This is a genomic window from Streptomyces sp. OZ13 (assembly GCF_052068155.1).
In the GTDB taxonomy this organism is placed as follows: domain Bacteria; phylum Actinomycetota; class Actinomycetes; order Streptomycetales; family Streptomycetaceae; genus Streptomyces.
In genome coordinates, this window is sequence record NZ_JBQHCZ010000018.1 from 125,054 (window position 1) to 151,485 (window position 26,432).

Here is a 26,432-nt window from a genome sequence, read left to right on the forward strand (position 1 = left end):
GGTATCGCAGTGGACCACCCTGTTCACGCATAGTGTCCGGTTGAGGCCGGATCGTTATGCTCAATTTCCCCTCAGATGTAATGACGCTGGTCGCAGTGCGTGACTAAGGTCCTCCCAACCGAGGAGGACGGAGCAAGAAGCCGATGAGCGGAGTGTCAGTGACCAAGGACGCCGAGGACGCGGTGCCCACGGCCGATCTGGTCGTGCTGAGCAACGTGAACAAGCACTTCGGCGCGCTGCATGTGCTCCAGGACATCGACCTGACCATCGCCAGGGGCGAGGTCGTGGTCGTCATCGGACCCTCCGGGTCCGGAAAGTCCACGTTGTGCCGCACCATCAACCGCCTGGAGACGATCGACTCCGGCGCGATCTCGATCGACGGCAAGCCGCTGCCGCACGAGGGCAAGGAGCTCGCCCGGCTGCGCGCCGACGTGGGCATGGTCTTCCAGTCGTTCAACCTCTTCGCGCACAAGACCGTGCTGGAGAACGTGACGCTGGGCCAGATCAAGGTACGCAAGGCCGACAAGAAGGCCGCGGAGACCAAGGCGCGGGCCCTGCTTGACCGCGTGGGTGTCGGTGCGCAGGCCGACAAGTACCCGGCGCAGCTCTCCGGTGGCCAGCAGCAGCGTGTGGCGATCGCGCGTGCGCTGGCGATGGACCCGAAGGTGATGCTCTTCGACGAGCCGACGTCGGCGCTCGACCCCGAGATGATCAACGAGGTCCTCGAGGTCATGCAGCAGCTGGCACGTGACGGGATGACAATGGTGGTCGTCACGCATGAGATGGGCTTCGCCCGTTCGGCCGCGAACCGGGTCGTGTTCATGGCCGACGGCAAGATCGTGGAAGAGGCATCGCCCGAGGAATTCTTCAGCAACCCGCGCAGCGACCGGGCCAAGGACTTCCTGTCGAAGATCCTTCACCACTGAGTCCTGGATCAGCTGATCCAGCACATCGCGTCTGTTCCAATACCTCGCGTCAATTCTAGGGAAGTCACCATCATGAAGCTTCGTAAGGTCACCGCCGCTTCGGCCACCGTCCTCGCTCTCGCCCTGTCCGCAACTGCCTGCGGCTCCGACAGCGGGAAGGACAGCGGCAGCGGCTCCGGCGATGGCGGCGGCAAGAAGATCATGGTCGGCATCAAGTACGACCAGCCGGGCCTCGGCCTGAAGACCCCGGACGGGTTCACCGGCTTCGACGTCGATGTCGCCACGTACGTCGCCAAGGAGCTCGGCTACGCCGAGGGCGACATCGAGTTCAAGGAGACGAAGAGCGCCGACCGCGAGACCGCGCTGGCCCGTGGCGACGTGGACTTCATCGCCGCCACGTACTCGATCACGGACGAGCGCAAGCAGAAGGTCGACTTCGCCGGTCCGTACCTCCTCGCCCACCAGGACCTGCTGATCCGTGCCGATGACAACGTCACCAAGGGCGAGGACCTCAACGGCAAGAAGCTCTGCTCGGTCGTCGGCTCCACGTCCGCGCAGAACGTGAAGAAGGACTTCGCCCCGAAGGCCCAGCTGCAGCAGGTCGGCACGTACTCGGAGTGCCTCAACGGACTCCAGAGCGGCGCCGTCGACGCGCTGACCACGGACGACTCGATCCTGGCCGGCTACGCCTCGCAGGACCAGTACAAGGGCAAGTTCAAGCTCGCCGGCCTGAAGCTGAGCAACGAGAACTACGGCATCGGCGTCAAGAAGGGCGACAAGGCGATGGTCGACAAGATCAACGCCGCCCTCGAGAAGATGGTCAAGGACAAGGCCTGGGAGAAGGCCGTGACCGACAACTTCGGCCCGGCCAACTACAAGAACGAGCCCGCCCCGGAAATCGGCAACATCGTCAAGTGAAGCTGGGCTGACACGGCGCGCCGCCCCTGAAGGCGGCGCGCCGCGCCCTCCTACACGCGGAAGCGCGGGAGATCGTGTTCGACTTTCTTGAAGGCTACGACTTGCTCGGGGCGTTCTGGGTGACGGTGCAACTCACCGTTTTCTCCGGAATCGGCTCTCTGGTGCTCGGCACCGTCCTCGCCGCGATGCGAGTGAGCCCGGTGCCCCTGATGCGCGCGTTCGGCACGTTCTACGTGAACGTGGTCCGGAACATCCCGCTCACTGTGATCATCGTCTTCTCCTCGCTCGGCCTCGCCGACGTCTTCGGCATGACGCTGGGCGCGGCCGACGACTTCGAGGCCAAGTTCTTCCGACTCGCTGTCTTCGGGCTCTCTGCCTACACCGCGGCGTTCGTGTGCGAGGCGGTGCGGTCCGGCATCAACACGGTGCCGGTCGGTCAGGCAGAGGCGGCGCGGGCCATCGGGCTGAGCTTTACCCAGGTCCTCACGACCGTGGTCCTCCCGCAGGCGTTCCGCTCGGTCGTCGGTCCGCTCACCAATGTGCTGATTGCCCTCACCAAGAACACCACGGTCGCGGCGGCCATCGGTGTGGCGGAAGCGGCTCTGCTGATGAAGGAGATGATCGAGAACGAGGCACAGCTCGTCCTCATTTCGGCGATCTTCGCCTTTGGCTTTGTTGTTCTGACCCTTCCCACCGGTCTCATCCTCGGCTGGGTCGGCAAGCGTGTGGCGGTGAAGCGATGACGTCCGTTCTTTACGACGCCCCCGGCCCCCGGGCCAAGCGGCGCAACATCGTCTACACGGCTGTCTTCCTGGTGCTGCTGGCGCTCGGCATCTGGTGGGTCATCGGCGTCATGTCCGACCACGGACAGCTCGAATGGTCACTGTGGAAGCCGTTCACCCAGTCCGCGGCATGGACGACCTATCTGCTGCCCGGCCTCGTCAACACGCTGAAGGCGGCGGCCCTCGCCATGGTCATCGCCCTGCCGCTGGGTGCGATCTTCGGCATCGCCCGGCTCTCCGACCACATCTGGGTCCGTGTCCCGGCGGGTGTGGTCGTGGAGTTCTTCCGCGCCATTCCCGTCCTGCTCCTGATGTTGTTCGCGAACGAGCTCTACGCGCGCTACACCGACATCAGCAGTGAGCTGCGTCCGCTGTACGCAGTGGTCACCGGCCTGGTGCTGTACAACGCGTCGGTCCTCGCCGAGGTCGTACGGGCCGGCATCCTGTCGCTGCCCAAGGGCCAGTCGGAGGCCGCCAAGGCCATCGGGCTGCGCAAGGGCCAGACGATGACGAGCATCCTGCTGCCGCAGTCCGTCACCGCGATGCTGCCGGCGCTGGTCAGCCAGCTCGTGGTCATCGTCAAGGACACCGCACTCGGTGGCGCGGTGCTGGCCTTCGCTGAACTGCTCAACGCGCGTTCGACTCTCTCCGCGTTCTACGCGAATGTCATCCCGAGCTTCGTCGTCGTCGCGTTGATCTACATCGTCCTCAACCTCATCCTCACCACCTTCGCCTCCTGGCTGGAGAAGAGGCTGCGGCGGGCCAAGAAGAGCACCGGAGCGGTGCTGACCGCACCCGGTGGCGCCGAGGAGCCCGTCGCCGAGCCCGGAGTCGGCAAGACCGACGACGGACGGGCCGGCTGACGGTTCATCCGATGTTCGACCGCTGAGGGGCGGTGGCCTGCGGGCCACCGCCCCTCGCCGCGTCCCGGTGGCGCTTGACGCGGGCACCGGCAGTGGGTTGCATACGTTCTGTGATCGCGCACCGGGCTCCAACCGCACTTCCCCGCACGACCCTACGGGCCCGAGGAGTCACGCCGTGGACCCGGTGATCGTGGTCGGCGCGGGTCCCGTCGGGCTGGCGCTGTCACTCGCCCTCGCGGCACAGGGCGTCCCTTCTGTCGTGCTCGACGAGGGCAATGGGAAGGACGAGCCGCGCCCGGCCCGCACCGTCGTACTCCGCCCCGACACGGCCGACCTCATGTCGCGGCTCGGCTGCGGGACCGTGCGTCACGAAGGCACCCGTTGGAGCGGCTGGCGCTCGATGCTGCGCAAGCAGGAGTTGCGGCAACTGCCCCTCGACGACGGCGCCGAGGACCACCGCCGGAGCGACGGGCACCACTGGGACAGGGACGACACGTACGCCGGGGACGGACGCGACAGCGCATACCAGCGGGGGGAAAGGAGCGCCGGAGCCGACGGGGACCTGGCCGCGCCCCTTCACATCCCGCAGCACAGCCTCTCTCGTGGACTGCGTGAAGCCGCAGCGGAGCACCGGCTCGTACGGCTCGTGACCGACAGCCGCCTCGACTCGCTGGAACAGGACGCCGGCGGCGTGGGTGTGCACACCAGGGGACCCTCCGCGACCTGGTGGCGGGGCAGTTATCTGGTCGGCTGCGACGGCGCGAGGTCCACGGTCCGCAAGCTCCTCGGCATCCGCTTCCCGGGCCGCACGGCGGTGGAACGTCACGCCGTAGCCGCGCTGCGCACCGAACTGCCCTGGCCCGGTGAGGCGGTGCTGCACCGTCAGCCACCGTGGAGCTCGGGCGGTGACGAGATCACCGCACGTCCACTGCCGGACGGTACGTGGCGACTCGACTGGCTGCTTCCGCCCCGCGGCGAACTGGTGACGCCGGAGGCCCTCGTGGCGCGGGTCCGTGACACTTTGGCCGGCTGGTGCGGCGACACGCCGCCGTACGAACTGCTCGACACCGGCGTCTACACACTGCATCACCGGCTCGCCCGGCGATGGCGCGTGGACCGGGCCTTCCTCGCGGGCGACGCGGCGCACCTGCTGGGAGCGATCGGCGCCCAAGGGCTCGACGAGGGTCTGCGCGACGTGGACAACCTGGCCTGGAAGCTGGCGCATGCCTGGCATCACGGGGCGTCACAAACACTGCTGGACAGCTATCAGGCCGAGCGGCGCACCGCCGTCGCCGCACGGCTGCGCGCCGCCGACCAGTCACTGCCGATACTGCGCAGCGGCAGCGGTCTGCGCATGTACCTTCCCGGGGCCGCCCGGGGACACGACGCGATGCTCACCGACGCGCATCTCGGGCGGGGGGCCCTCGGCGCACCGCCCGTCTACACGCATTCACCGCTCACACCGGAGCCCACCGGTCCGCAGACGCCGGCGGGCACCGTGCCGGGCTCGCCGGTCGCCGATGTGCAGGTGACGGCTCCGGACGGCACCTGCGCCCACCTGCGGGACCGGCTGTGCCGGGGGCGCCTGCTGGTCGTGCTGGTGGCGCCCGGCACCGGAGTGTGGGACCGGAGGCACTGGGCCGGCGCGGGCATCATGCCGCGGCTGGAAACAGCGGTGTCCGGCCTTCCGGCACCGGCGGAACTGCTGGTGACGGAGAGCTACCCGGGCGCCTCCGCGCACACCGTGCTGCTCGTACGGCCCGACGGACATCTGGTGGCCGCATTCGCGGGGGTGCGGCCCGCCGAGCTGTACGCCGCCGCGGACATCGCGAGAGGAGGAGCCCCCGCCACGGCGGGCAGTGACCGTACTGCGGACATCGATTGATTCACGGTGTCCGGCGTGGTGTACTCCCGAGCATGAACGACACCGATGTGCGCCTGTGGCGGAGGGTCCATATGGACCTCGTCCGCTACGCGGGCTGCGTGTGTCGGCCGTCCTGCTGAATTCGCCTTCCCTTCGCGCCGTGGCCTCTGGCCCGTGCGCTCACCAGCGAACCCCAGGACGGTTTCCGTGTCCCACCCTGCTCCGCTCCCCCCTGCCTCGGCGCCTTCGACTCCCGGATCCTCAGCCGATCCCGTTCCCCTCACCGGTTCCTGGCCCGTCCCGAGCCTGACGGGCGCGCCGACCTCCGCCGAGCTGCTCGACTTCGTACGGCACGCCGCCGCCGACAAGGAACTGATCGCCTCACTGCCTCTCGACCCCGAGGGACGCACCTGGCTGCGGCTCGAAGGGCCGCGCGGCAGTGAGGCGTGGCTCATCGGCTGGCCGCCCGGCACCGGCACCGGCTGGCACGACCACGCCGACTCCGTCGGGGCGTTCGCCACGGCGGAGGGCGTGCTGAAGGAGAACTCTCTCGCCGTACGGCTTCCCACCGCCGGCTGGAAGACGCTCGAACTCGACGATGGTGTGGACCGGGAGCGGCATCTGGCAGCCGGCCGGTCCCGCGCCTTCGGTACGCACCATGTGCACGAGGTGCTCAACGAGTCGTCCGCCGAGCATGCAGTCTCGGTCCACGCGTACTACCCGCCGCTGCCGCTGATGAGGCGCTACAGCCGGTCGGGGGCCGTTCTCCGTCTCGAGCACGTCGAGCACCCGGAGGACTGGCAGTGAGCGGGCCCCCGGGAATCGACGAGTACCTGGAGCAGGTACGGCGAGGGCTCGAACGGATCGGTCCGCAAGAGGCCTTCGAGGCGGCGGCCGAGGGTGCCCTGCTGGTCGACATCCGCTACCAGGCACTGCGCGAGCGCGACGGGCTGATCCCTGGGGCGCTGGTCGTGGAGCGCAATGAACTGGAATGGCGGCTGGACCCGCAGGGCAGTCATCGCCTCCCCCAGGCGATCGGCCACGACCTCCGGATCGTGGTCATCTGCAACGAGGGTTACGCCTCCTCCCTCGCTGCCTTGTCCCTGCACCAGCTGGGGCTACGGCGCGCGACCGACCTCGTCGGTGGTTTCCAGGCGTGGAAGTCGGCGGGACTGCCGGTCACGCGGTAGCCGCGGGCCCGGACGCGTCCCCGACCGGCCCCAGGTCCGGTATGTCTAGTGCCCCATGTCGTCCAGGTCCGCCGTGTCCTCGCCCTCTTCTTCGAGGGCGCGCCTCACCACCCGCAGGGCCATGCCCTCGGAGTAGCCCTTGCGGGCCAGCATTCCGGCCAGTCGGCGGAGACGACGGTCACGCTCCAGGCCCCTGGTGGAGCGCAGCTTCCGCGCCACCAGCTCGCGGGCCGTCGCCTCCTCCTGGTCGGAGTCGAGCTGCCCCACCGCCTCGTCGATCAGCGCCGAATCCACGCCCTTGGTACGCAACTCCCGTGCCAGGGCCCGACGGGCGAGGCCCCGGCCGTGGTGCCGGGACTCCACCCACGCGTCCGCGAAGGCGGCGTCGTTGATCAGCCCCACGTCCTCGAAGCGGGAGAGGACCTCCTCGGCCACTTCCGGTGGGATCTCGCGTTTGTGCAGCGCATCCGCGAGCTGTTTGCGGGTGCGCGGGGTCCCGGTGAGCAGGCGCAGGCAGATGGCCCGCGCCCGCTCCGCCGGATCCTTGGGTGACAGCTCCTTCTCGGCCCTCGACGAGTCGGGGCTGTCACCCGGCCATTCGGTACGCCGGGCGGCCATGTGCTACCCCTTGGCCGCCGCCGTCTTGGCCGCCTTCGCCTTGGACGCGGCTGCGGGCACGGACTTCGCCGTGTCCTCGGCCGGAACCGCTCCGGCCACCGCGTCCGCACCGGGCTCCGCCGCCGGGGTCTCCGGCCTGACGCCGACGCCGAGCTTCTCCTTGATCTTCTTCTCGATCTCGTTCGCGAGGTCGGGGTTGTCCTTCAGGAAGTTGCGGGCGTTCTCCTTGCCCTGGCCCAGCTGGTCGCCCTCGTACGTGTACCAGGCGCCGGCCTTGCGGACGAAGCCGTGCTCCACGCCCATGTCGATCAGACCGCCCTCGCGGCTGATGCCCTGGCCGTAGAGGATGTCGAACTCGGCCTGCTTGAAGGGCGGGGCGACCTTGTTCTTGACGACCTTGACGCGGGTGCGGTTTCCGACCGCGTCCGTGCCGTCCTTCAGGGTCTCGATACGGCGGATGTCCAGACGCACCGAGGCGTAGAACTTCAGTGCCCGGCCACCGGTCGTGGTCTCCGGGGAGCCGAACATCACACCGATCTTCTCGCGGAGCTGGTTGATGAAGATCGCGGTGGTCTTGGACTGGTTCAGCGCGCTGGTGATCTTCCGGAGCGCCTGGCTCATCAGCCGCGCCTGCAGACCGACGTGCGAGTCGCCCATCTCACCCTCGATCTCCGCCTTGGGCACAAGGGCCGCGACGGAGTCGATGACGATCAGGTCGAGCGCGCCGGAGCGGACGAGCATGTCGACGATCTCGAGCGCCTGCTCGCCGTTGTCCGGCTGGGAAAGGATCAGGTTGTCGATGTCGACGCCGAGCTTCTTGGCGTACTCCGGGTCGAGGGCGTGCTCCGCGTCCACGAAGGCCACCGCTCCGCCCGCCTTCTGGGCGTTGGCCACGGCGTGCAGCGTGAGGGTCGTCTTACCGGAGGACTCCGGTCCGTACACCTCCACCACACGCCCGCGCGGCAGGCCGCCGACGCCGAGGGCGACGTCGAGGGCGGTCGACCCGGTAGGGATGACCTCGATGGGCTCGTTCGGCCGCTCGCCCAGCCGCATCACGGCACCCTTGCCGAATTGGCGTTCAATCTGTGCGAGCGCGGCGTCGAGCGCCTTCTCGCGGTCGGTTCCTGCCATGGGTTCCACCCGATTTGCTTGTGTCGATCGCTTCACGTCAAAGACGCTAACCCCTGCCACTGACAATGGGCCCCGACGTCCGGCCGGCCTGTGGACAACTCGCGGGAGCGAGGGCCGGAATCCCATAAGAATGGATGTTCGATTTTACTGTCAAGCTCACCACGCGGCGGTCCGCGTAGCCGTGTGCGACCGGTGTCCGGTGGTCTGATCGGCGGGTCGTGGGTGGCGGTCGGACAGCTCGCGGACGCGTGCGCTGATCCGGACAGCGGCGCCGGCGTCCCGATGTCTCGAACCTTGATCATTGTCACCGAGCCTTGACGATCACTAGGTTTGTGCCTTCGAAGTTTGCGTGGCACGGGGGTGTCCGTGTGTCGGGGGTTGTGGCGGGGAGCACGGGTGCGAACGCGGATCCGGCTGTTCGGGGCGTTTGGTCTTGGCTGCTTCGAAGGCGCGTCCCGTGCGACGCCCGCTCCGGCCTTACTGAGACGTGCGGTTCGCGCAGGTGACTGCGGGCCGGACCAGCGACGCGTGTGCCGCCGATGCCGTAGGCGTCAGAAAGTGAGTAGACAGATGCAACCGACGTTCGTACTGGTTCACGGAGCCTTCTCGAACTCCTTCTCATTCGCACCACTCCAGGCCGAACTCGGCCTCCTCGGGCACCGCTCGGTCGCCGTCGACCTGCCCGGCCATGGTTTCGGGGCGACCTACACGCGCGCCTACCAGGCGCCACAAGATCTCGAAGGGCTGGCCACGGCACCCGGCTCGATCAAGGGAGTCACACTCGCCGACAATGCCGCGCACCTGATCGGGATCCTCGAAAGGGCCAAGCGGAACGGGCCGGTGATCCTCGTCTCCCACAGCCGTGGCGGAATCACGGCTACCGCGGCAGCCAACGCACGGCCGGACCTGATCGACCGCGTCGTCTACGTCTCGGCCTGGTGTCCTGTCGATCTCGACGTCAGCGACTACTACGCCGAGCCGGAGATGGCCACGGTGGACGCCGCTTCCCTGGCCCTCGCGTTGGCCGGGAACCCGGCCGAACTCGGGCTGCTCCGCGTCAACTTCCGCACCGCGAACGCGGACGCCCTCGCTGCCCTCAAGGCGGCCTTCCTTGCTGACGGCACCGACGAGGAGCTCCTGACCTTCCTGAACACCTTCCAGCCCGACGAGAACCTGGACGTCGGCACCTCCGCCGACCGCGCGCAGGCCGAGACCTGGGGCCGCATCCCGAAGACCTACGTCCGCCTGGCCGGCGACACGAGCCTGCCGCTCGCCATACAGGACCGGCTGATCCGCGAGGGCAACGCGCTGACGCCGGACAACCCGTACGACGTCCGCACCCTTGCGGGCAGCCACCTGAAGTGGCTGGTCGACCCGGCACCAGCGGCCCGAGTCCTGGGGGAGCTCGCGGCACTGATCGGATAGGGGGATCGAGAAGCGCACGGCCCGACGGCGACACCAAGGCCACGGCGGAGTACTCCATGCCGCCGTGGCCTGCCCCGGAAGACCCGGCCGTCGCCGCAGTGCGGCACCTGGCCGCCACCGGGGCCGAGGCCGGCGTTCCCCGGCATCGGCTGCCCGAGGCTGGCCGCCGTCACAGCCGTGTGGTACGTCCCAGGCTTCCGCCCGACGGGCTCAGGACCCGGAGCCGGCCTGCGGGGGCACCCCGCCGGGTGAGCCCTCGGATGTGGACGGAGCCTGCCGGCCGTTCCCCAACGCGCTGCGCACCCGCGCCAACCGGCTGCCGCCGTGCCTGCTGTGGGCGTGGACCCGCGGGTCGTCGGTCACCGTGTACCGCTTCACGTACGCCCCGAGGAAGGCCTGGAGCGTGGCGACCGCCGGGATCGCGATCAGCGCGCCGACCGCGCCCAGCAGGGCGGTACCCGCCACGACCGAGCCGAAGGCCACCGCCGGGTGGATGTCCACCGTCCTGGCGGTGAGCTTCGGCTGCAGCACGTAGTTCTCGAACTGCTGGTAGATCACGACGAAGCCGAGGACCCACAGGGCGTACCAAGGGTCGATCGTGAACGCGATCAGCATCGGCAGCGCGCCCGCCAGATACGTGCCGATGGTCGGGATGAACTGCGAGACCAGGCCGACCCAGACCGCGAGGGCCGGGGCGTACGGCACCCCGAGGATCTCCAGCAGGATGTAGTGCGCGACTCCGGAGATCAGCGCCATCAGCCCGCGTGAGTAGAGGTAGCCGCCGGTCTTGTCGACCGCGATCTCCCAGGCCCGCAGGACCTCCGTCTGCTTGGCCGGGGGCAGCACGGAGCAGAGCGCGCGGCGCAGCCGGGGCCCGTCGGCCGCGAAGTAGAACGAGAACAGGAAGATCGTCAGCAGCTTGAACAGTCCGCCGAGCACGGTCGCCGAGACGTCCAGCACACCGGTGGCGCTGTTCTGTACGTACTTCCTCAGCCAGTCGGAGCGCAGCAGGCTGTCCTGGACCTCGACGCGGGACAGTTCCGTCTGGAAGGTGCTGTTGATCCAGCGGATGACCGAGTCGAGGTACTGCGGGAAGTCCTCGACCATCTCGACGATCTGGCCGGCCAGCATCGAGCCCAGCAGTACGACGAATCCCACCCCCGCGACAAGCACCGCGAAGAAGACCAGGAAGGTGGCGAGGCCCCGGCGCATGCCGCGGGCCGCCATCCGCCCGACCGCGGGTTCGATCGCGAGGGCAAGGAAGAAGGCGATCAGAACGTTGATCAAGAGGCCGATGAGCTGGTGGAAGGCCCAGCTGCCGAGCTGGAAGCAGGCGTAGAGCGCCAGCGCGAGGATCAGCGCGCGCGGCAGCCAGCGAGGCATTCGGCCCGGACCGCCGCTGCCGGCGTCGGCCCCGGGAGGCGGAGACGCCGGCGGAGCCGTGGGCGCCGTGGTGCCCTGTGCGGGGATCCCCGCCACGCCCTCGTCCGACGCGACCGCGTCCGGCGCGGTCCTCTCGTCAGCGGTCATCGTCAGCGGTCCGTCCTGTGCGGTGGCGTGTGCGGTCCGGCCGGTGCGGCCTCGTGCTGTACAGGCTCGTTTCCGTACGGGCTCGCCTCTGCGGCCCTGCCTCGTGCCGTCGTGTGCGTGCTGTCGGTACTGGCCATCGGCTCAGTGTGGCTCACCGGGGCGACCGCGAGCCGCCGGCACGGAGTCTCACCGCTTGTCCGCGGGAATGTCCATCGCGGCGCAGACGGCGCGCCACACGTCCTTCGCCTCCCAGCCGGCGGCCAGGGCCTCATGGATCGTGCGGCCGCCCAGCTCGGCCATCACATGGTCCCGTGCGAAGGAGTCCGCGTACGCCGCTCCGAAGTGGTCGGCCATGCGTTCCCAGAAAATCGTCAACCGCATGACCTCAGTATCCCGCTCCTGAGAGTGCAGCCCTGTCCGTCCGCCTTGCTGAAAGCCCTTTCCGCCCTACCGTCGGAACATGGCTGGAAACGGAGCAACCACCGACCCCTCCCCCGCGTCCGCACTGGCACGCGCCGAGCGCTTCATCTGGCTGACGGCCCGGGTGCTCGAGCAGCGGCGGTTCGCCTACCACTTCCTCGCGGGCCCCTCCGACCCGGTGGAGACGGCGCTGGCCGCCTACCTCAATGAGGACGGCGGCTACGGCCACGCCCTCGAGCCCGACCTGCGGGGCCCGATCAGCCAGCCCCTGCACACGGCGCACGCCCTGCGGGTGCTGGACTCCATCGGCCGCTGCGGTGGGCTCCGGGTGGAGCGGATGTGCCGCTATTTCACCGAGGTGTCCACACGGGACGGGGCACTGCCGGCCGTCCACCCGTCCCAGCGCGCCTATCCGGCCGCCCCATTCCTCCCGATCGTCGACAACCCTCCGAGCGACCTGCTCGCGACAGGGCCGGTGGTCGGCCTGCTGCACCGCAATCAGGTGTGGCACGCATGGCTGTTCCGGGCCACGGACTTCTGCTGGTCGGCGGTCGACGCGATCGAGAAGTCGCATCCTTACGAGATCCAGGCTGCGATCGCCTTCCTGGACGGCGTACCGGACAGCACCCGCGCACAGGCCGCGGCGGACCGGCTGGGCGCGCTCGTGCGCGAGCAGCGGCTCGTCGCGCTCGACCCGGACCGGCTCGACGAGCAGCCGGTCGCCCCCGGCTACGCCCCGGGCGAGCACCATTTCGCCTACGACTACGCCCGCAGACCCGACTCCCTCGCCCGCCGCTGGTTCACGGACGAGGAGATGGACCGGGCCCTTGAGCACCTCTCGGCGGAGCAACAGCAGGACGGCGGGTGGCCCATCACCTGGCAGGAGTGGGCTCCAGGTACCGCTCTCGAGTCGCGGCCGATCGTGACGATCGAGGCGCTGCGGACCCTGCGGGCGCACGGCCACCCCATCGAGTGAAGCGGATGCCGGTACGCGGACCGCGCCGGCCGCACAGGACGTCTGCCCGGCGTTCCTGGCAGGAACGACCGGCGCGTTCCGGCCGCACAGGACATCTCACCGGCGCATTCCAGCCGCCGCGCCGGCCTCAGCCTCCCAGCGCCCGCACACCCGCCGTGACGGCCACCGCGACCCCGACCACCACCAGGAACGGGGCGCGCAGCAGCAGCGCCAGCGCCGCCGCACCGACTCCTGCGGCCCGTGCGTCGAGGACCAGCGACTGACCCGTGCTGAACGTCTGCTGCGCCGTCAGTGCGGCCAGCAGGGCGACGGGCAGCAGGGCCGCCAGGCGCTGCACGAGCGGCCGTTCCAAGGTGTCGGCCGGCACCAGCAGGCCGACGAGTTTGACGAGATAGCAGCCGACCGCCGTCGCACCGATCGCGATCCAGATGCTCATCGTTCCCGCTCCTTCCGCCGTGCCTTCTTCGTCCGGCCCGAGCCGTCACGGGCCGGGCCGTCACCGCTCACGCCGTCACCGCTCACGCCGTCGCCGCTCACGCCGTCGCCCATCGCGCGCCCCTTGAGCCACAGCACCGCGGGAGCGGCCACTGCCGCCACGAGCACCGGCACCCCGGCGGGCAGCACCGGCAGGAAGCCGAGGCCGAGGAGGACCGCGAGCCCGGCCACCGCGCGTTCGGTGGCGGTCCGCAGCATCGGGGCGAGCAGCGCGAGGAAGACGGCCGGGCCCGCCGCGTCGATCCCCCACGCGTCGGTGTCGCCGATGGCTTCCGCCCCGAGCGCCCCGAGGAGCGTGGTCAGGTTCCACAGCACGTAGAGCGTCAGACCGGTGACGGTGAAGCCGAGCCGCGCACTGCGCCGCGTCGGCTGGGCGAGCGCTACGGCGGTGGTCTCGTCGATGACCCAGTGCGCGGCGAGAGGCCGTACGAAGCGGGGCAGCGCGAGCAGTTGTGACAGCCGCAGCCCGTAGAAGGCGTTGCGTACGCCGAGGAAGAAGGCCCCTGCCGCGGCGGCGAGGGGATTGCCGCCGGCCGCGATCGCGCCCACGAGCGCGAACTGCGACGCCCCGGTGAACACCAGCAGGCTGAGCGCGCAGGTCTGCAGAAGGGTCAGGCCGGAGCCTGCCGAGGTCACACCGAAGGCGAAGCCGGAGAGACCGACGGCTATCCCGACACCGAGAGCGTCTCTGACGACGGCCGCGTCGGGCTTCGGTTCCCCGGGCGCGGAGGGTGCGTCCCCAGGGGCGGAAGACGAGCCCCCGGGCGCGGATCCGGAGCGCGGCCCGGCCGCGTCCCCGGATCCGGGCGTGGGTCCCTCGGTGCGCGCCGCAAGCGCCGTGGACGGCGCGGCGGTCGCGTAGGCCTCCCCGGCCGGTATGTCTGGTCGAGCTGTCTGTTCTGCCACGTCAGGGACGTTACGCAGGGCTCCCGCCTGCGGTCTTGTACGTTCTTGCGCGCTCCCGGCGGTACGCGCCCGGGGGAACGCCGACGATCCGGGTGAAGTGGCGGTTCAGGTGCGGCTGGTCGGTGAAACCGACCGCGACGGCCGCCTCCGACGGGGTCGTGCCGGCGTCCAGGAGGAGACGGGCACGCCGGACGCGCGCGTCCGTGAGCCAGGTGTGCGGCGGCAGCCCGTAGGCGGCCTTGAAGGCTCGGAGCAGTGCGAAGGGCCCGACCCCTACCTCCTGCGCCAGTTCCTCGAGGGACGGCGGATCGGCCATCCGCTCCTCGAGGAGCTGCTTCGCGGCAGCCGCTGTCCGCGCGCCCGCCGCCAGGGGCTTACGCGCGGGGAGCGAGCGCCCGTGACGGCGCAGCAGTGTGGCGACGGTGACGCGCAGGACGCTGTCGGCGGCGAGGGCGTTGCCCGCCTCGGCCGCCCGGTGCACTTCGTGCACCAGCCGGGCGGTGTTCGGGTCCTCGACGATCGTCTCCGCGAAACCGGCCGTTCCGCGCAGCGTCGTCGTCTCCTCGGCGATCGTGGCGACGAGCTGCGAGGACGGGTAGAGCGTGGAGTACACCCAGCCTTCCGGCACACCGGCCTTCGCCGAGTGCGGCACCTCTGGGTTGATCATGACGACGGTGCCGGGCCGCGCCCGCACCGTGCCCTCCGGCAGGAAAACGTCCTCGATGCCGCGGCGGACGGCGCCCACGACGAATCCCTCATGACTGTGCCGGGAGAAGGAATGGCGCACGTAGCGGGCCCGCAGCAGATCGAGACCGGGCACGCCCGGGTACTGCCAGTGCCGTGCCCACTCGCCCTCCCTCTCCGGCGCGGCTTCCTCATCCATGAAGCCCATTCTGCTCCCGTGACCCGTCCGGCGGCCCGGCCGGTCCATGTCCTGGACAGGCGTTGTCAGTGGTCGGGTGCACGATGGTGGGCATGGCCAGGACTGCGCTCGACTCCTTCTCCCCCGCGACACGAGGCTGGTTCTCGGGGGCGTTCAGCGCGCCCACCGCCGCGCAGGAGGGGGCGTGGAAGGCCATCGGCGAGGGCTCGGACGTGCTGGTCGTGGCACCCACGGGTTCCGGTAAAACGCTGGCCGCCTTCCTCGCCGCCCTGGACCGGCTCGCGTCCACGCCTCCGCCGGCGGAGGCGAAGAAGCGCTGCCGCGTGCTGTACGTGTCACCGCTGAAGGCTCTGGCGGTCGACGTGGAGCGCAATCTCCGCAGCCCCCTGACCGGGATCAGGCAGGAGTCGGTCCGGCTCGGCCTGCCGGAGCCGGACGTGCGGGTGGGGATCCGCTCGGGCGACACGCCCCCCGCGGAGCGCAGGTCGCTTGTGACCCGGCCGCCGGACATCCTGATCACCACCCCCGAGTCGCTCTTCCTGATGCTCACCTCGTCCGCCCGGGAGGCGCTGGCCGGCGTGGAGACGGTGATCCTCGACGAGGTCCACGCCGTCGCGGGCACCAAGAGGGGCGCCCATCTCGCCGTGTCCCTGGAGCGTCTCGACGAGCTGCTGCCCCGCCCGGCCCGCCGGATCGGCCTGTCGGCCACGGTGCGGCCGGTGGACGAGGTGGCCCGCTATCTGTCGCCGCAGCGCCGGGTGGAGATCGTCCAACCGGTGTCCGGCAAGGAGTTCGACCTCTCCGTGGTCGTCCCGGTGGAGGACCTGGGAGAGCTCGGAGGCTCGCCCGCCTCCGACACCGGCGACGGGGTCGCCGAGAAGCCGTCGATCTGGCCGCATGTCGAGGAGCGCATCGCCGATCTCGTCCAGGCCCACCGTTCCACGATCGTCTTCGCGAACTCCCGCCGTCTGGCCGAGCGTCTGTGCAACCGTCTCAACGAGATCGCGTACGAACGGGCCACGGGCGCACCCATGCCGGAGGACGGACCGCCGGCGGAGATCATGGCGCAGTCCGGGGCCGCCCGGGGCGCACCGCCGCTGCTCGCCCGCGCTCACCACGGCTCGGTGTCCAAGGAGCAGCGGGCCCTTGTCGAGGAGGATCTGAAGGCGGGCCGGCTGCCCGCGGTCGTCGCCACGTCGAGCCTGGAGCTGGGCATCGACATGGGCGCGGTGGACCTGGTCGTCCAGGTCGAGTCCCCGCCGTCCGTGGCCTCCGGTCTCCAGCGGGTCGGCCGGGCGGGACACCAGGTGGGCGCGATCTCCACCGGTGTGGTCTTCCCGAAGTATCGGGGCGATCTGGTGCAGGCGGCAGTGGTCACCGAGCGCATGCGCAGCGGCTCCATCGAGTCGCTGCGCGTCCCGTCTAACCCTCTGGACGTGCTGGCCCAGCAACTGGTCGCGATGGTCGCCCTGGACAGCTGGCAGGCCGACGACCTGCTGGCGCTGGTCCGTCGGGCCGCGCCGTTCGCCTCACTGCCCGAGTCGGCCTTCACCGCCGTCCTCGACATGCTCGCCGGCCGCTATCCCTCCGACGCGTTCGCCGAGTTGCGCCCCCGCGTGGTCTGGGACCGGGTCGCGGGGACCGTCACGGGCCGTCCCGGGGCGCAGCGCCTCGCCGTCACCTCCGGAGGCACGATCCCGGACCGCGGCCTCTTCGGCGTCTTCCTCGCCGGCGCCGACCCCAAGAAGGGCGGTGGCCGCGTCGGGGAGCTCGACGAGGAGATGGTCTACGAGTCACGGGTCGGCGATGTGTTCACGCTGGGCACCACGTCCTGGCGGATCGAGGACATCACCCGCGACCGGGTGCTGGTCTCCCCCGCCCCGGGGGTGCCCGGGCGGCTCCCGTTCTGGAAGGGCGACCAGCTGGGCCGGCCGCTGGAGCTCGGACGGGCCGTCGGGGCCTTCCTGCGTGAGGTCGGCGGGCTCACGCCCGAGGACGGCCGGCTGCGCCTGCTGGCCGCCGGTCTGGACGCCTGGGCCGCGGACAATGTGCTGGCCTACCTCGACGAGCAGCGCCGGGCCTGCGGCCATGTCCCCGACGACCGGACGATCCTGGTGGAGCGGTTCCGGGACGAGCTGGGCGACTGGCGGGTCGTGATCCATTCCCCGTTCGGCGCCCAGGTCCACGCGCCGTGGGCGCTCGCACTGGGCGCCCGTCTCGCCGAGCGCTACGGCATGGACGCACAGGTGATGCACGCCGACGACGGCATCGTGCTGCGTCTTCCTGACGCCGACCTGATGGGGCTCGACCTGCTCGACCAGGACCATGTGCACCTGGACGCCTCACCGGACGGGGCGTACGACAGCGAGCAGGCGCCCGTCGGTGCCGCCGACGCCGTCTTCGACAAGGGCGAGATCAGTCAGATAGTGACGGACCAGGTCGGCGGATCCGCCCTGTTCGCCTCCCGGTTCCGCGAGTGCGCCGCCCGCGCGCTGCTGCTGCCGCGCCGCAGTCCCGGCAAGCGCACCCCGCTGTGGCAGCAGCGGCAGCGCGCCGCCCAGTTGTTGCAGGTAGCCAGTGAGTTCGGTTCGTTCCCGATCGTCCTGGAAGCGGTCCGCGAGTGCCTCCAGGACGTGTTCGACGTCCCCGGGCTCACCGAACTGATGGGTGACATCGAGTCCCGCCGCGTCCGTCTGGTCGAGGTCACCACCCCCGAGCCCTCCCCCTTCGCCCGCTCCCTGCTGTTCGGCTACGTCGCCCAGTTCCTGTACGAGGGGGACTCGCCGCTCGCCGAGCGCCGGGCCGCCGCCCTGTCCCTGGACTCCCGGCTGCTGTCCGAGCTGCTCGGCCAGGCGGAGCTGAGGGAACTGCTGGACGCCGATGTGCTCACCGAGCTGGAGCGGGAGCTGCAGTGGCTGACCGAGGAGCGGCGGATCAAGGACGTGGAGGGTGTGGCCGACCTGCTGCGCGTGCTGGGTCCGCTGACCGAGGCGGAACTCGTGGAGCGCGGGAGTGACCCCGCCTGGCCGCAGGAGCTCGCCGCGTCCCGTCGCGCGATCCGTGTCCGCATCGCCGGCGCGGACCACTGGGCGGCGGTGGAGGACGCGGGACGGCTGCGCGACGCGTTGGGCACGGCCCTGCCCGTGGGCGTCCCGGAGGCGTTCACCGAGCCGGTGAAGGACCCGTTCGGTGACCTTCTCGCCCGGTTCGCCCGCACCCACGGCCCCTTCACCTCCGCCCACGCCGCCGCCCGCTTCGGCCTCGGCGCGGCGGTTACCGACGGCGGACTCCAGCGGCTCGCCGCGAGCGGCAGGGTCGTACAGGGCGAGTTCCATCCCGCCGGCATCGGCCAGGAATGGTGCGACGCGGGCGTGCTGCGCCGGCTGCGCAGGCGTTCCCTGGCCGCGCTCCGGCACGAGCTGGAGCCGGTGCCGCCCGCCGCGCTGGCCTCCTTCCTGCCCCAGTGGCAGCACCTGGGGAGCAGCAGCCTGCGCGGCATCGACGGCCTCGCCCGTGCCATCGAGCAACTGCAGGGCGCCTCCGTGCCGGCTTCCGCCCTGGAGAAGCTGGTCCTTCCGTCCCGCGTCTCCCACTACAGCAGCACACTCCTGGACGAACTGACCACGAGTGGCGAGGTGTTGTGGGCGGGCGCCGGTGCCCTGCCCGGCAAGGACGGCTGGGTCTCGCTCTATCTGGCCGACGCCGCCCCTCTGCTGCTGCCTCCACCGCACCCGCTGGAGCTGACGGCGCTGCACGAATCGGTGCTCACCGCCCTCTCCGGTGGATACGGCCTGTTCTTCCGCCAGATCGCCGACCAGGTGCGCGCCACCACGCATCCCGACGCCACCGACCCGCAACTGGCCGACGCCGTCTGGGATCTGGCCTGGTCCGGCCGGCTCACCAATGACACTCTCGCACCGCTGCGGGCCATGCTCGGCTCGGGCCGCACGGCGGGATCCACCGCCCACCGCGCCAGGCGCACCGTCCCCCGCGGCCGCTACGGAAGCCTGACGGCGGCGGCCCGTCCCGCCTCCCGCACCGGTCCTCCCACGGTGAGCGGCCGCTGGTCGCTGCTGCCGTCCCTCGAGCAGGATCCGACCCACCGGGCGCACGCCCTGGCCCGGACCCTGCTGGACCGCCATGGTGTGGTGACGCGGGGCGCGGTCGCGGCGGAGGGCGTGGAGGGCGGCTTCTCCGCCGTGTACCGCGTCCTGTCGGCCTTCGAGGACAGCGGACAGGCGCGCCGTGGATACGTCGTCGAAGGGCTGGGCGCGGCCCAGTTCGCGATGGACGGCGCGGTCGACCGTCTGCGAGCGGCGTCCTCCGCGCGGGACCGCGCCGAGGGGCAGGCCGCGCCCCGCGCGGTGGTACTGGCTGCTGCCGACCCCGCGAACGCCTACGGGGCGGCGCTGCCCTGGCCGGAGCCGCCGGAGGGCGCCGGGCACAAGCCGGGCAGGAAAGCGGGTTCCCTGGTGGTCCTGGTCGACGGGGAGCTGACGCTGTACATGGAGCGCGGCGGCAAGACGCTGCTCGCCTGGGCCACCGACCCGGATGCGCCGGCGCTGCACGCGGCGGCCGGCGCGCTCGCCGCCGCGGCCCGCGAAGGCGCCCTCGGCACGGTCACGGTGGAGCGCGCCAACGGGGCCCCGGCCCTGACCGCGCCGCTGGCCCGCGCCCTGGAGAGCGCCGGGTTCCATGCCACACCACGGGGGCTGCGTCTGCGCCCGTGACCGGCACACGCCCGCCCGGCCCGCCCGTCGCGCATCATGGGTGCCATGCCCGAAGGAGACACCGTCTGGCTGACCGCCCACCATCTGCACGAGGCACTGGCCGGCCAGGTCCTGACCCGTTCCGACCTCCGTGTCCCGCGCTTCGCCACGGCGGACCTGACCGGCCGGACCGTCCTGGACGTGACCCCGCGCGGCAAGCATCTCCTCACCCGGTTCGAGGGCGGGCTGACCCTGCACTCGCATCTCGGCATGGACGGCTCGTGGCGCGTCTATGACGTCAGTGCGCGCTGGAGCGGCGGCCCGTCGCACCAGATCCGCGCGATCCTTGGCAACGCGGCCCGCACGGCCGTCGGATACCGCCTGCCCGTCGTCGAGCTGCTCCGTACCACGGAAGAGGAGGAGGCCGTCGGCCACCTCGGGCCCGACCTCCTCGGCCCGGACTGGGATGCCGAGCGGGCAGTGGCGAACCTGCTCGCCGACCCCCTCCGGCCGCTCGGGGAAGCCCTCCTCGACCAGCGGAACCTCGCCGGGATCGGCAATGTCTACAAGTCGGAGCTGGCCTTCCTGGCCCGCGTCACACCATGGCTGCCGGTCGGCGAACTGCCGACCGGCATTCCCGAGCGGCTGGTGGCCACCGCGCAGCGGCTCCTCGAGGCCAACAAGCAGCGCTTCGACCGGCGCACCATGACCAGCGGCCGCAATCCCTCCCAGAAGCTGTACGTGTACGGACGCGAGGGTCGCCCGTGTCCGCGCTGCGGCACGCCCGTGCGCAAGGCCGACCAGGGGGAGGTGGGCCGTGAGCGTCCGACCTACTGGTGCCCGCGCTGTCAGACCGGCCCCACCCCCTGACGAAACGGCCCCTAACTCCAAGAGGGCCATGTAATTGACGACGCGTCAGATATGGCCGTACGTTCCCCGTATGACCCTCGCGGCGTACGACCTCACCGGCCGCACCGCTTTCGTCACCGGAGCGGCAGGCGGGATCGGTCGCGCCTGTGCCGTGCTGCTCGCCGAGGCCGGGGCGGTGGTCCACTGTGCCGACCTCGACGGGCAGGGTCTCGCCGGGACCCGCTCCCTGATCGAGTCCACCGGGGGCAAGGCCCTTACCCACACCGTCGACGTCACCGACCGCACGGCCCTGGACGCGGCGGTCGCGAGCGCGGACCGCCTCGACGTCATGGCCGCCGTCGCCGGGATCATGCACACGAGCCAGGTCCTCGAGACCCGGGACGAGGACCTGGACCGCGTCATGGCCGTCAATTTCAAGGGTGTACTGCACGCGTGCCGGGCGGCGGCCCGCGCCATGATCCCGGCGGGCGGCGGCTCCATCGTCACGATGGCCTCCGGCGCGGTGGACGCGGCCAACGCCGGTCTGCTCTGCTACAGCGCCTCCAAGGCCGCTGTCGTCCAGCTCACCAGGACGCTCGCGACCGAACTGGGCCCGCACGGGATCCGCGTGAACGCGGTCGCGCCGGGCTGGGTGCGGACACCGATGACCGACCGTCATGAGAACGGTCTCCAGCACAGAACGGAGACCGCGATGGCGCGACTGTCACCCCTCGGGCGCGTGGGCGAACCGGCGGACGTGGCCCACACGGTGCTTCATCTGGCTTGCGACGCCTCGTCGTTCACTACGGGTCAGATATGCCGTCCGAACGGTGGCGTCGTGATGCCCTGGTAGCCCGGCGGGCCGCCGTCGCATGGACCGGGAGCAGGCTGAGTCCCCAACCACTCGCGGCCACCGCCCCTTCGACGACGCCGGAGTGCTCCGGGACCAGAGCGAGCCGAAACACGGCCCACCACCACAAGCCGCCCACCACGAGTCCGAGCGCGACAACGGGCACGAGGACCGCCCCGCGTACTGCCATGGCTGCCTCCTCCGGCCCACGCTAATGCGCCGCAGCGGGCCGCGGGGAGGGCGCACGGTTGGACGACCCGGCGCGCGCGGACAGCGATCCCGCGCTCGGCGTCACGCGTTCTCCGCTTGGAACATCCACGCGTGCTTCTCGAGGTCCGCGGTGAGCTGGATCAGGATGTCCTGGCTCACCGGGTCCGGTTCGGCGGTCGCCTCGATGCGCTCACGCATGTGCCCGATGACGGACCCCAGGGAGTCGATCATGGTCCGCACGACATCGACGTCCTTGATCCAGCCTTCCGGAACGGAGCCGATCGCGCTCCGGGCGGCCACGGTCGCCGCCCGCCCGTCAGGTGCCACGCCGATCGCCGACGCCCGCTCCGCGACCATGTCGGAGTGCTGCCGTGCGGTGTCGACGACCTCGTCGAGCTGCAGGTGCACGGACCTGAAGCGGGGGCCGACCACGTTCCAATGCACCTGCTTGGCCACCAGGCCGAGGTCCACCAGATCCACCAGCGCACCCTTCAGCGCATCGCCGACGGTCTTGAGATCCGCATCGGACAGAGCGCTCTTCACGACAGACATCCACGTCCTCCACTCGGTTCGCCGACTACCGTCCACGATTACATAACTACCGAAAAGAGCCATTCGGGACAGGTGGTCGAGCACTGCGCCTGCCCAAGCGAAAGGCCCTGACCGGTAACGGGTACCGGTCAGGGCCCAGCTCAAACAGAAATGCCGTGCGGGATGGTGCAGGACCCGCGATCAGGCGGCGACGACGTCGACCGCTTCCGCGGGTGCCTTGATCGTCACACGCTCGGTCGGCACACCTGCCACCGACGTCACGGAGACGGAACCCAGCATGGGACGTACCGGTGCGGGCACCTCGCCGGCGGCTGCCGACTCGGCCAGTTCGGCCAGCGACAGTTCGTCGCTCACTTCACGCATGAGCTCGGACATCCGTACGTCAAGCGCGTCGCAGATCGCGGAGAGCAGCTCGGAGGATGCCTCCTTCTGCCCCCGCTCCACCTCGGAGAGATAGCCGAGCGAGACTCGGGCGGACGAGGAGACTTCGCGCAGAGTACGGCCCTGGCGCTGGCGCTGCCGACGCAGCACGTCACCAAGCAGGCGACGGAGCAGAATCATCGGTGGCTCCCTCCTCGGACCGCGTAGCCGCATCCTTCACGCCCCACCGTACCGCCTTGCGCGGCGGCCGTGCGGGGAGCGATGTCGTGTTCACTCAGGGCTGCAAACATCAATTCCCCCCGTTCTGTTCCGTATCCTGTGCCCGCGCGTTCTCGCGCAGTTCCTCGAGGAGCAGCTCCAGCACGCTCCGTACACTCTCTCTACGGATTTCCCCGCGGTCGCCGTTCAACCTCAATGCGGCCACTTTCCCGGCTCCCGCCGGTCCCGCGACAGCCACATATACCGTCCCGACGGGCTGCCCGTCCTGCGGATCGGGGCCCGCCACTCCGGTGGTCGCCAGAGCCCAATCGGCTCCCATGACGTCCCGGACACCGGCCGCCATCTGCGACGCAACCTGCGGATCGACCGCTCCGCGCTCCGCCAGAAGGACACCGTCGACGCCGAGAACATCCCTCTTGAGGGTGGTGGCGTACGCCGTGACGGAACCGCGGAAGACTTTCGAGGCTCCGGGCACCGAAGTGAGCTCCGCGGCCACGAGACCGCCTGTGAGGGACTCCGCGGCGGCCAGGCTCTGACCACGCTCCGCAAGCAGTGCCAGGACTGCGGCGGCCCCGGTCACTTCGAGGAGCCCGCCCCGGCCCGCTCGGCGGCGAGCCCCTTGCGCCTCAGCACGATCGCCTGCCGCACGTAGTCGAGGCCGGTGACGACCGTCAGCACCACGGCGAGAGCCATCACCCAGAACCGCAACGTCGCCAGCGGTCCGGTGAGCGCCAGCACGTACATGCCCACGGCGGTGCCCTGCGCGAGCGTCTTCATCTTGCCGCCGCGGCTGGCCGGGATCACCGCATGCCGGATCACCCAGAACCGCATCAGCGTGATCCCGAGCTCACGGAAGAGGATGACTCCGGTCACCCACCACGGAAGGTCGCCGAGCGCGGAGAGGCTGATCAGCCCCGCGGCCATGATCGCCTTGTCGGCGATCGGGTCCGCGATCTTCCCGAAGTCGGTGACCAGGTTGTACGTGCGGGCGAGGTGCCCGTCGAAGATGTCGGTGATCATGGCGACGGCGAACGCCGCCCATGCCCACGCCCGCCAGGCCGGGTCGTAGCCGCCGTCCTGCAGCAGCAGCACGACGAAGGCCGGCACGAGGACGAGCCGCACCATGGTCAGGATGTTGGCGATGTTCCACAGGCTGGCCTGATTGACGGCCGCAGCGCCCAGCTTGCCGCCGGGCGCCGGCCTTCCGGTCCCGCCCGCCGCGGATGCCGGCACTCCGGTCATCTGCCCGCCTCCTCGTCAGGGGTCGGGGAGCCGACCCCCAGGACCTCGCAGTACTCGGCCACCAGGTCGACGCCCTCGGTGCCCACGACCTTCGCCACGACCATACGACCGGGCTGGAGGCCCTCGCTCGACGTGAAAACGACCTGGCCGTCGGTCTCCGGCGCCTGGTGAGCGGCACGTCCCACCGCGCCGTCCTCTTCGTCGACGGACTCCACCAGTACCTCGAGGGTCTCACCCAGGCGCTCCTCCGCCCGCTGAGCGGTGAGCTCGTCGGCGATGCGCGACATGTGCTCGAGCCGCTCCGCGATGACGTCGGCGTCCAGCTTCCCGTCGTAGGTGACGGCTTCTGTGCCCTCTTCGTCGCTGTATCCGAAGACCCCGATGGCATCCAGGCGCGCGGCCGAGATGAAGCGTTCCAGCTCCGCGAAGTCCGCCTCGGTCTCGCCCGGGAACCCGACGATGAAGTTCGAGCGCACACCGGCCTGCGGAGCCTTGCCGCGGATGGTCTCCAGCAGCTCCAGGAATCGCTCCGTGTCGCCGAAGCGGCGCATCGCGCGCAGCACCCCGGGCGCGGAGTGCTGGAAGGACAGGTCGAAGTAGGGAGCGACCTTCGGGGTCGAGGTGAGGACGTCGATCAGCCCGGGGCGCATCTCGGCCGGCTGCAGATAGCTGACGCGGACCCGCTCGATGCCGTCGACGGCCGCCAGCTCGGGCAGCAGCGTCTCGAGCAGACGGATGTCGCCGAGGTCCTTGCCGTACGAGGTGTTGTTCTCGGAGACCAGCATGATCTCCTTGACGCCCTGCTCCGCCAGCCAGCGCGTCTCGCCGAGGACATCGCTCGGGCGTCGCGAGATGAAGGAGCCGCGGAAGGACGGGATGGCACAGAAGGAGCAGCGCCGGTCGCAGCCGGAGGCCAGCTTCACCGAGGCGACGGGGCTCGTGCCGAGGCGGCGGCGCAGCGGCGCGCGCGGGCCGGACACCGGGGCGACGCCCTCCGGGAGGTCCTCGGGCGCCGGGGCGGCGTCACCGTGGCCGGGCAGGGCCACGTCGGTCGCCTGCTGCCGCTCGACGGGGCTCAGCGGCAGCAGCTTGCGCCGGTCGCGGGGGGTGTGGGCCTCCACGCTGCCGCCGCTCAGGATCGTCTGGAGGCGGTTGGAGATGTCGGCGTAGTCGTCGAATCCGAGGACGCCGTCGGCCTCCGGAAGGGCCTCCGCGAGATCCTTGCCGTACCGCTCCGCCATGCAGCCGACGGCGACGACGGCCTGGGTTCTGCCGTGATCCTTGAGATCGTTGGCTTCCAGGAGGGCGTCGACGGAGTCCTTCTTGGCGGCTTCGACGAATCCGCAGGTGTTGACGACGGCGACGTCGGCGTCGGAGGCGTCCTCGACGAGCTCCCAGCCGTCCGCTGCCAAGCGGCCTGCAAGCTCCTCCGAGTCCACCTCGTTACGGGCGCATCCGAGAGTGACAAGGGCGACGGTACGGCGTTCGGGCATGAGCTCAAGACTACTTTGTCCCGGCGCGGGCCCCGGCCGCGAGGGTCGGGGCCCGTGCCGGGACGAGGGGCTCAGCCGACCTCGGGGTCACCCTTCGTGTAGGAGAGCCGTTCGACGCCGCCCATCTTGAATTCGTCCTGGACCTTCTTGCCGTTCACGAACAGCTCGATCGCCCCGGCGTTGCCGAGGATCAGGTCGACGCGCTCGTCGTCCTGGAAGGTCTTGGTCTCGCCCTTGAGCAGCAGCCCGTCGAAGAGCAGTTTGCCGTTGTGCGATTTGGCGGAGATCCAGCTCTTGTCGCTGGTGGCGGACAGCTTCACCGTGACCTTGTCCTTCGGCAGGGCCGCGATGGCACTGTCCGAGGGGTCGGGCTTGGGATCGGCGGGCTTGGTCGTCCGGGCGTCGGTGGGAGTGGGCTTCGTGCCGGAGGCGGGGCCTTCGGCGACGTTGCCGCCGCCGCTCTCCGCGTCACTGAAGAGCGTGAAGCCGGAGAAGCCGACCACGGCGACGATTGCCGCGACCATGGCGGCGGTCCAGTTGGGGCGGCGCCGCTCGGGACGGATGCGCTCGGCTTCGAACAGCGGGGCGGCAGGGGTCGGCGCCGGGCGGCCGCCGTGCTCGTCGTCGAACTGCTCGACGAGCGGTTCGGGGTCGAGTCCGACGGCGCGGGCGAGCATACGGATGTGCCCGCGGGCGTACACGTCGCCGCCGCAACGGGAGAAGTCGTCCTCCTCGATCGCGTGCACGATGGGGATGCGCACCCGGGTGGAGGTACTGACCTCGTCAACGGTGAGGCCTGCGCCGACACGCGCCTGCTGGAGCACGCGACCGATCGAAGGCCGCTCGTCTTCGACTGAAGGCCGGTCTTCTTCGGGGGAGTTGCCGATGGACACGGGGGCGCCTTTCGAGCGTGTAACCACCTGCTGGAGGTTCAGTCTATGGGTGGTACGAAAGGGTGGGGCAACCGGGCGGTGAAGCTTTGTACGCCATCGGAATGGCC

The 26,432-nt window shown here is 70.5% G+C and carries 26 protein-coding genes; 13 read left to right on the top strand and 13 right to left on the bottom strand.

Going from position 1 to position 26,432, the window contains the following annotated elements; genetic code table 11:
- Positions 1 to 143 precede the first annotated feature (143 nt).
- The 8 genes from ACTMTU_RS30700 (at position 144) to ACTMTU_RS30735 (ending at position 6,543) form a co-directional block, all read left to right on the top strand.
- Positions 144 to 926: an amino acid ABC transporter ATP-binding protein gene (locus ACTMTU_RS30700; protein WP_159686208.1), complete on the top strand. Its 783-nt coding sequence runs from the start codon at positions 144 to 146 to the stop codon at positions 924 to 926.
- A gap of 72 nt (positions 927 to 998) precedes the next feature.
- Positions 999 to 1,844 (top strand): glutamate ABC transporter substrate-binding protein, encoded by an 846-nt coding sequence (locus ACTMTU_RS30705; protein ID WP_441266688.1) that lies wholly within the window; start codon positions 999 to 1,001, stop codon positions 1,842 to 1,844.
- Positions 1,845 to 1,918: 74 nt separating this feature from the next.
- Positions 1,919 to 2,587 (top strand): amino acid ABC transporter permease, encoded by a 669-nt coding sequence (locus tag ACTMTU_RS30710; protein ID WP_441266689.1) that lies wholly within the window; start codon positions 1,919 to 1,921, stop codon positions 2,585 to 2,587.
- On the top strand, positions 2,584 to 3,489 hold the full coding sequence (locus ACTMTU_RS30715; RefSeq protein ID WP_441266690.1) for an amino acid ABC transporter permease: 906 nt from the start codon (positions 2,584 to 2,586) through the stop codon (positions 3,487 to 3,489). The genes ACTMTU_RS30710 and ACTMTU_RS30715 overlap by 4 nt, the downstream gene beginning before the upstream one ends.
- 175 nt (positions 3,490 to 3,664) lie before the next feature.
- Positions 3,665 to 5,374: an FAD-dependent monooxygenase gene (locus ACTMTU_RS30720; protein ID WP_441266691.1), complete on the top strand. Its 1,710-nt coding sequence runs from the start codon at positions 3,665 to 3,667 to the stop codon at positions 5,372 to 5,374.
- A 32-nt stretch (positions 5,375 to 5,406) separates the two neighbouring features.
- Positions 5,407 to 5,493 (top strand): putative leader peptide, encoded by an 87-nt coding sequence (locus ACTMTU_RS30725; RefSeq protein ID WP_312845644.1) that lies wholly within the window; start codon positions 5,407 to 5,409, stop codon positions 5,491 to 5,493.
- 67 nt (positions 5,494 to 5,560) lie between these two features.
- Positions 5,561 to 6,160, top strand: coding sequence for a cysteine dioxygenase (locus ACTMTU_RS30730; protein ID WP_441266692.1), 600 nt, complete (start codon positions 5,561 to 5,563; stop codon positions 6,158 to 6,160).
- Positions 6,157 to 6,543 (top strand): rhodanese-like domain-containing protein, encoded by a 387-nt coding sequence (locus ACTMTU_RS30735; protein WP_441266693.1) that lies wholly within the window; start codon positions 6,157 to 6,159, stop codon positions 6,541 to 6,543. Before ACTMTU_RS30730 ends, ACTMTU_RS30735 begins: the two co-directional genes overlap by 4 nt.
- Positions 6,544 to 6,588: 45 nt before the next feature.
- Here ACTMTU_RS30735 and recX read toward each other — a convergent pair whose 3' ends face one another.
- On the bottom strand, positions 6,589 to 7,161 hold the full coding sequence (gene recX / locus ACTMTU_RS30740; protein ID WP_441266694.1) for a recombination regulator RecX: 573 nt from the start codon (positions 7,159 to 7,161) through the stop codon (positions 6,589 to 6,591).
- A gap of 3 nt (positions 7,162 to 7,164) precedes the next feature.
- Positions 7,165 to 8,292: a recombinase RecA gene (gene recA / locus ACTMTU_RS30745; RefSeq protein ID WP_441266695.1), complete on the bottom strand. Its 1,128-nt coding sequence runs from the start codon at positions 8,290 to 8,292 to the stop codon at positions 7,165 to 7,167.
- A 570-nt stretch (positions 8,293 to 8,862) separates the two neighbouring features.
- Here recA and ACTMTU_RS30750 point away from each other — a divergent pair.
- Positions 8,863 to 9,717, top strand: coding sequence for an alpha/beta fold hydrolase (locus tag ACTMTU_RS30750; RefSeq protein ID WP_441266696.1), 855 nt, complete (start codon positions 8,863 to 8,865; stop codon positions 9,715 to 9,717).
- A gap of 210 nt (positions 9,718 to 9,927) precedes the next feature.
- On the opposite strand, the gene ACTMTU_RS30755 is transcribed toward ACTMTU_RS30750, so the two are convergent.
- Complete coding sequence (locus ACTMTU_RS30755) at positions 9,928 to 11,100, bottom strand: AI-2E family transporter (protein WP_441266717.1); 1,173 nt, start codon at positions 11,098 to 11,100, stop codon at positions 9,928 to 9,930.
- 333 nt (positions 11,101 to 11,433) lie between these two features.
- Positions 11,434 to 11,628 carry a DUF3046 domain-containing protein gene (locus ACTMTU_RS30760; protein ID WP_159686234.1) on the bottom strand — a complete coding sequence of 65 codons (195 nt, stop codon included), beginning with the start codon at positions 11,626 to 11,628 and terminating at the stop codon, positions 11,434 to 11,436.
- 79 nt (positions 11,629 to 11,707) lie between these two features.
- Between ACTMTU_RS30760 and ACTMTU_RS30765 the strand changes: the two genes are divergently transcribed.
- A complete protein-coding gene (locus tag ACTMTU_RS30765) occupies positions 11,708 to 12,643 on the top strand; it encodes a hypothetical protein (protein WP_441266697.1) in 936 nt (311 codons plus the stop codon).
- 127 nt (positions 12,644 to 12,770) lie between these two features.
- On the opposite strand, the gene ACTMTU_RS30770 is transcribed toward ACTMTU_RS30765, so the two are convergent.
- The 3 genes from ACTMTU_RS30770 to ACTMTU_RS30780 are packed head-to-tail and all read right to left on the bottom strand — an operon-like array spanning position 12,771 to position 14,927.
- Positions 12,771 to 13,079, bottom strand: a complete 309-nt coding sequence (locus ACTMTU_RS30770; RefSeq protein WP_189474613.1) for an AzlD domain-containing protein — start codon at positions 13,077 to 13,079, stop codon at positions 12,771 to 12,773.
- Complete coding sequence (locus ACTMTU_RS30775; protein WP_441266698.1) at positions 13,076 to 14,044, bottom strand: AzlC family ABC transporter permease; 969 nt, start codon at positions 14,042 to 14,044, stop codon at positions 13,076 to 13,078. Before ACTMTU_RS30775 ends, ACTMTU_RS30770 begins: the two co-directional genes overlap by 4 nt.
- Before the next feature lie 10 nt (positions 14,045 to 14,054).
- Positions 14,055 to 14,927 (bottom strand): AraC family ligand binding domain-containing protein, encoded by an 873-nt coding sequence (locus tag ACTMTU_RS30780; RefSeq protein WP_441266699.1) that lies wholly within the window; start codon positions 14,925 to 14,927, stop codon positions 14,055 to 14,057.
- 92 nt (positions 14,928 to 15,019) lie between these two features.
- On the opposite strand from ACTMTU_RS30780, the gene ACTMTU_RS30785 reads away from it, so the two are divergent.
- The 3 genes from ACTMTU_RS30785 to ACTMTU_RS30795 all read left to right on the top strand — a co-directional run bounded on the left by ACTMTU_RS30785 (position 15,020) and on the right by ACTMTU_RS30795 (position 21,338).
- Entirely contained in the window at positions 15,020 to 19,657 is a 4,638-nt protein-coding gene (locus ACTMTU_RS30785) for an ATP-dependent helicase (RefSeq protein ID WP_441266700.1), read from the top strand.
- Positions 19,658 to 19,702: 45 nt separating this feature from the next.
- A complete protein-coding gene (locus tag ACTMTU_RS30790; protein ID WP_441266701.1) occupies positions 19,703 to 20,506 on the top strand; it encodes an Fpg/Nei family DNA glycosylase in 804 nt (267 codons plus the stop codon).
- Positions 20,507 to 20,576: 70 nt separating this feature from the next.
- Positions 20,577 to 21,338: an SDR family NAD(P)-dependent oxidoreductase gene (locus ACTMTU_RS30795; RefSeq protein ID WP_441266702.1), complete on the top strand. Its 762-nt coding sequence runs from the start codon at positions 20,577 to 20,579 to the stop codon at positions 21,336 to 21,338.
- Between the two features lie 288 nt (positions 21,339 to 21,626).
- Here the strand turns inward: ACTMTU_RS30795 and ACTMTU_RS30800 are convergent, their stop codons facing one another.
- From ACTMTU_RS30800 to ACTMTU_RS30825, 6 genes are all read right to left on the bottom strand, one after another.
- Entirely contained in the window at positions 21,627 to 22,097 is a 471-nt protein-coding gene (locus ACTMTU_RS30800) for a Dps family protein (protein WP_441266703.1), read from the bottom strand.
- A gap of 180 nt (positions 22,098 to 22,277) precedes the next feature.
- Complete coding sequence (locus tag ACTMTU_RS30805) at positions 22,278 to 22,658, bottom strand: helix-turn-helix domain-containing protein (RefSeq protein WP_005311156.1); 381 nt, start codon at positions 22,656 to 22,658, stop codon at positions 22,278 to 22,280.
- 109 nt (positions 22,659 to 22,767) lie between these two features.
- Positions 22,768 to 23,277 (bottom strand): CinA family protein, encoded by a 510-nt coding sequence (locus ACTMTU_RS30810; RefSeq protein WP_441266704.1) that lies wholly within the window; start codon positions 23,275 to 23,277, stop codon positions 22,768 to 22,770.
- Entirely contained in the window at positions 23,274 to 23,939 is a 666-nt protein-coding gene (gene pgsA, locus ACTMTU_RS30815; protein ID WP_159686267.1) for a CDP-diacylglycerol--glycerol-3-phosphate 3-phosphatidyltransferase, read from the bottom strand. Before pgsA ends, ACTMTU_RS30810 begins: the two co-directional genes overlap by 4 nt.
- Positions 23,936 to 25,432, bottom strand: coding sequence for a 30S ribosomal protein S12 methylthiotransferase RimO (gene rimO / locus ACTMTU_RS30820; protein ID WP_441266705.1), 1,497 nt, complete (start codon positions 25,430 to 25,432; stop codon positions 23,936 to 23,938). Before rimO ends, pgsA begins: the two co-directional genes overlap by 4 nt.
- A gap of 71 nt (positions 25,433 to 25,503) precedes the next feature.
- Positions 25,504 to 26,325, bottom strand: coding sequence for a helix-turn-helix domain-containing protein (locus ACTMTU_RS30825; RefSeq protein WP_441266706.1), 822 nt, complete (start codon positions 26,323 to 26,325; stop codon positions 25,504 to 25,506).
- Between the last annotated feature and the right edge of the window lie 107 nt (positions 26,326 to 26,432).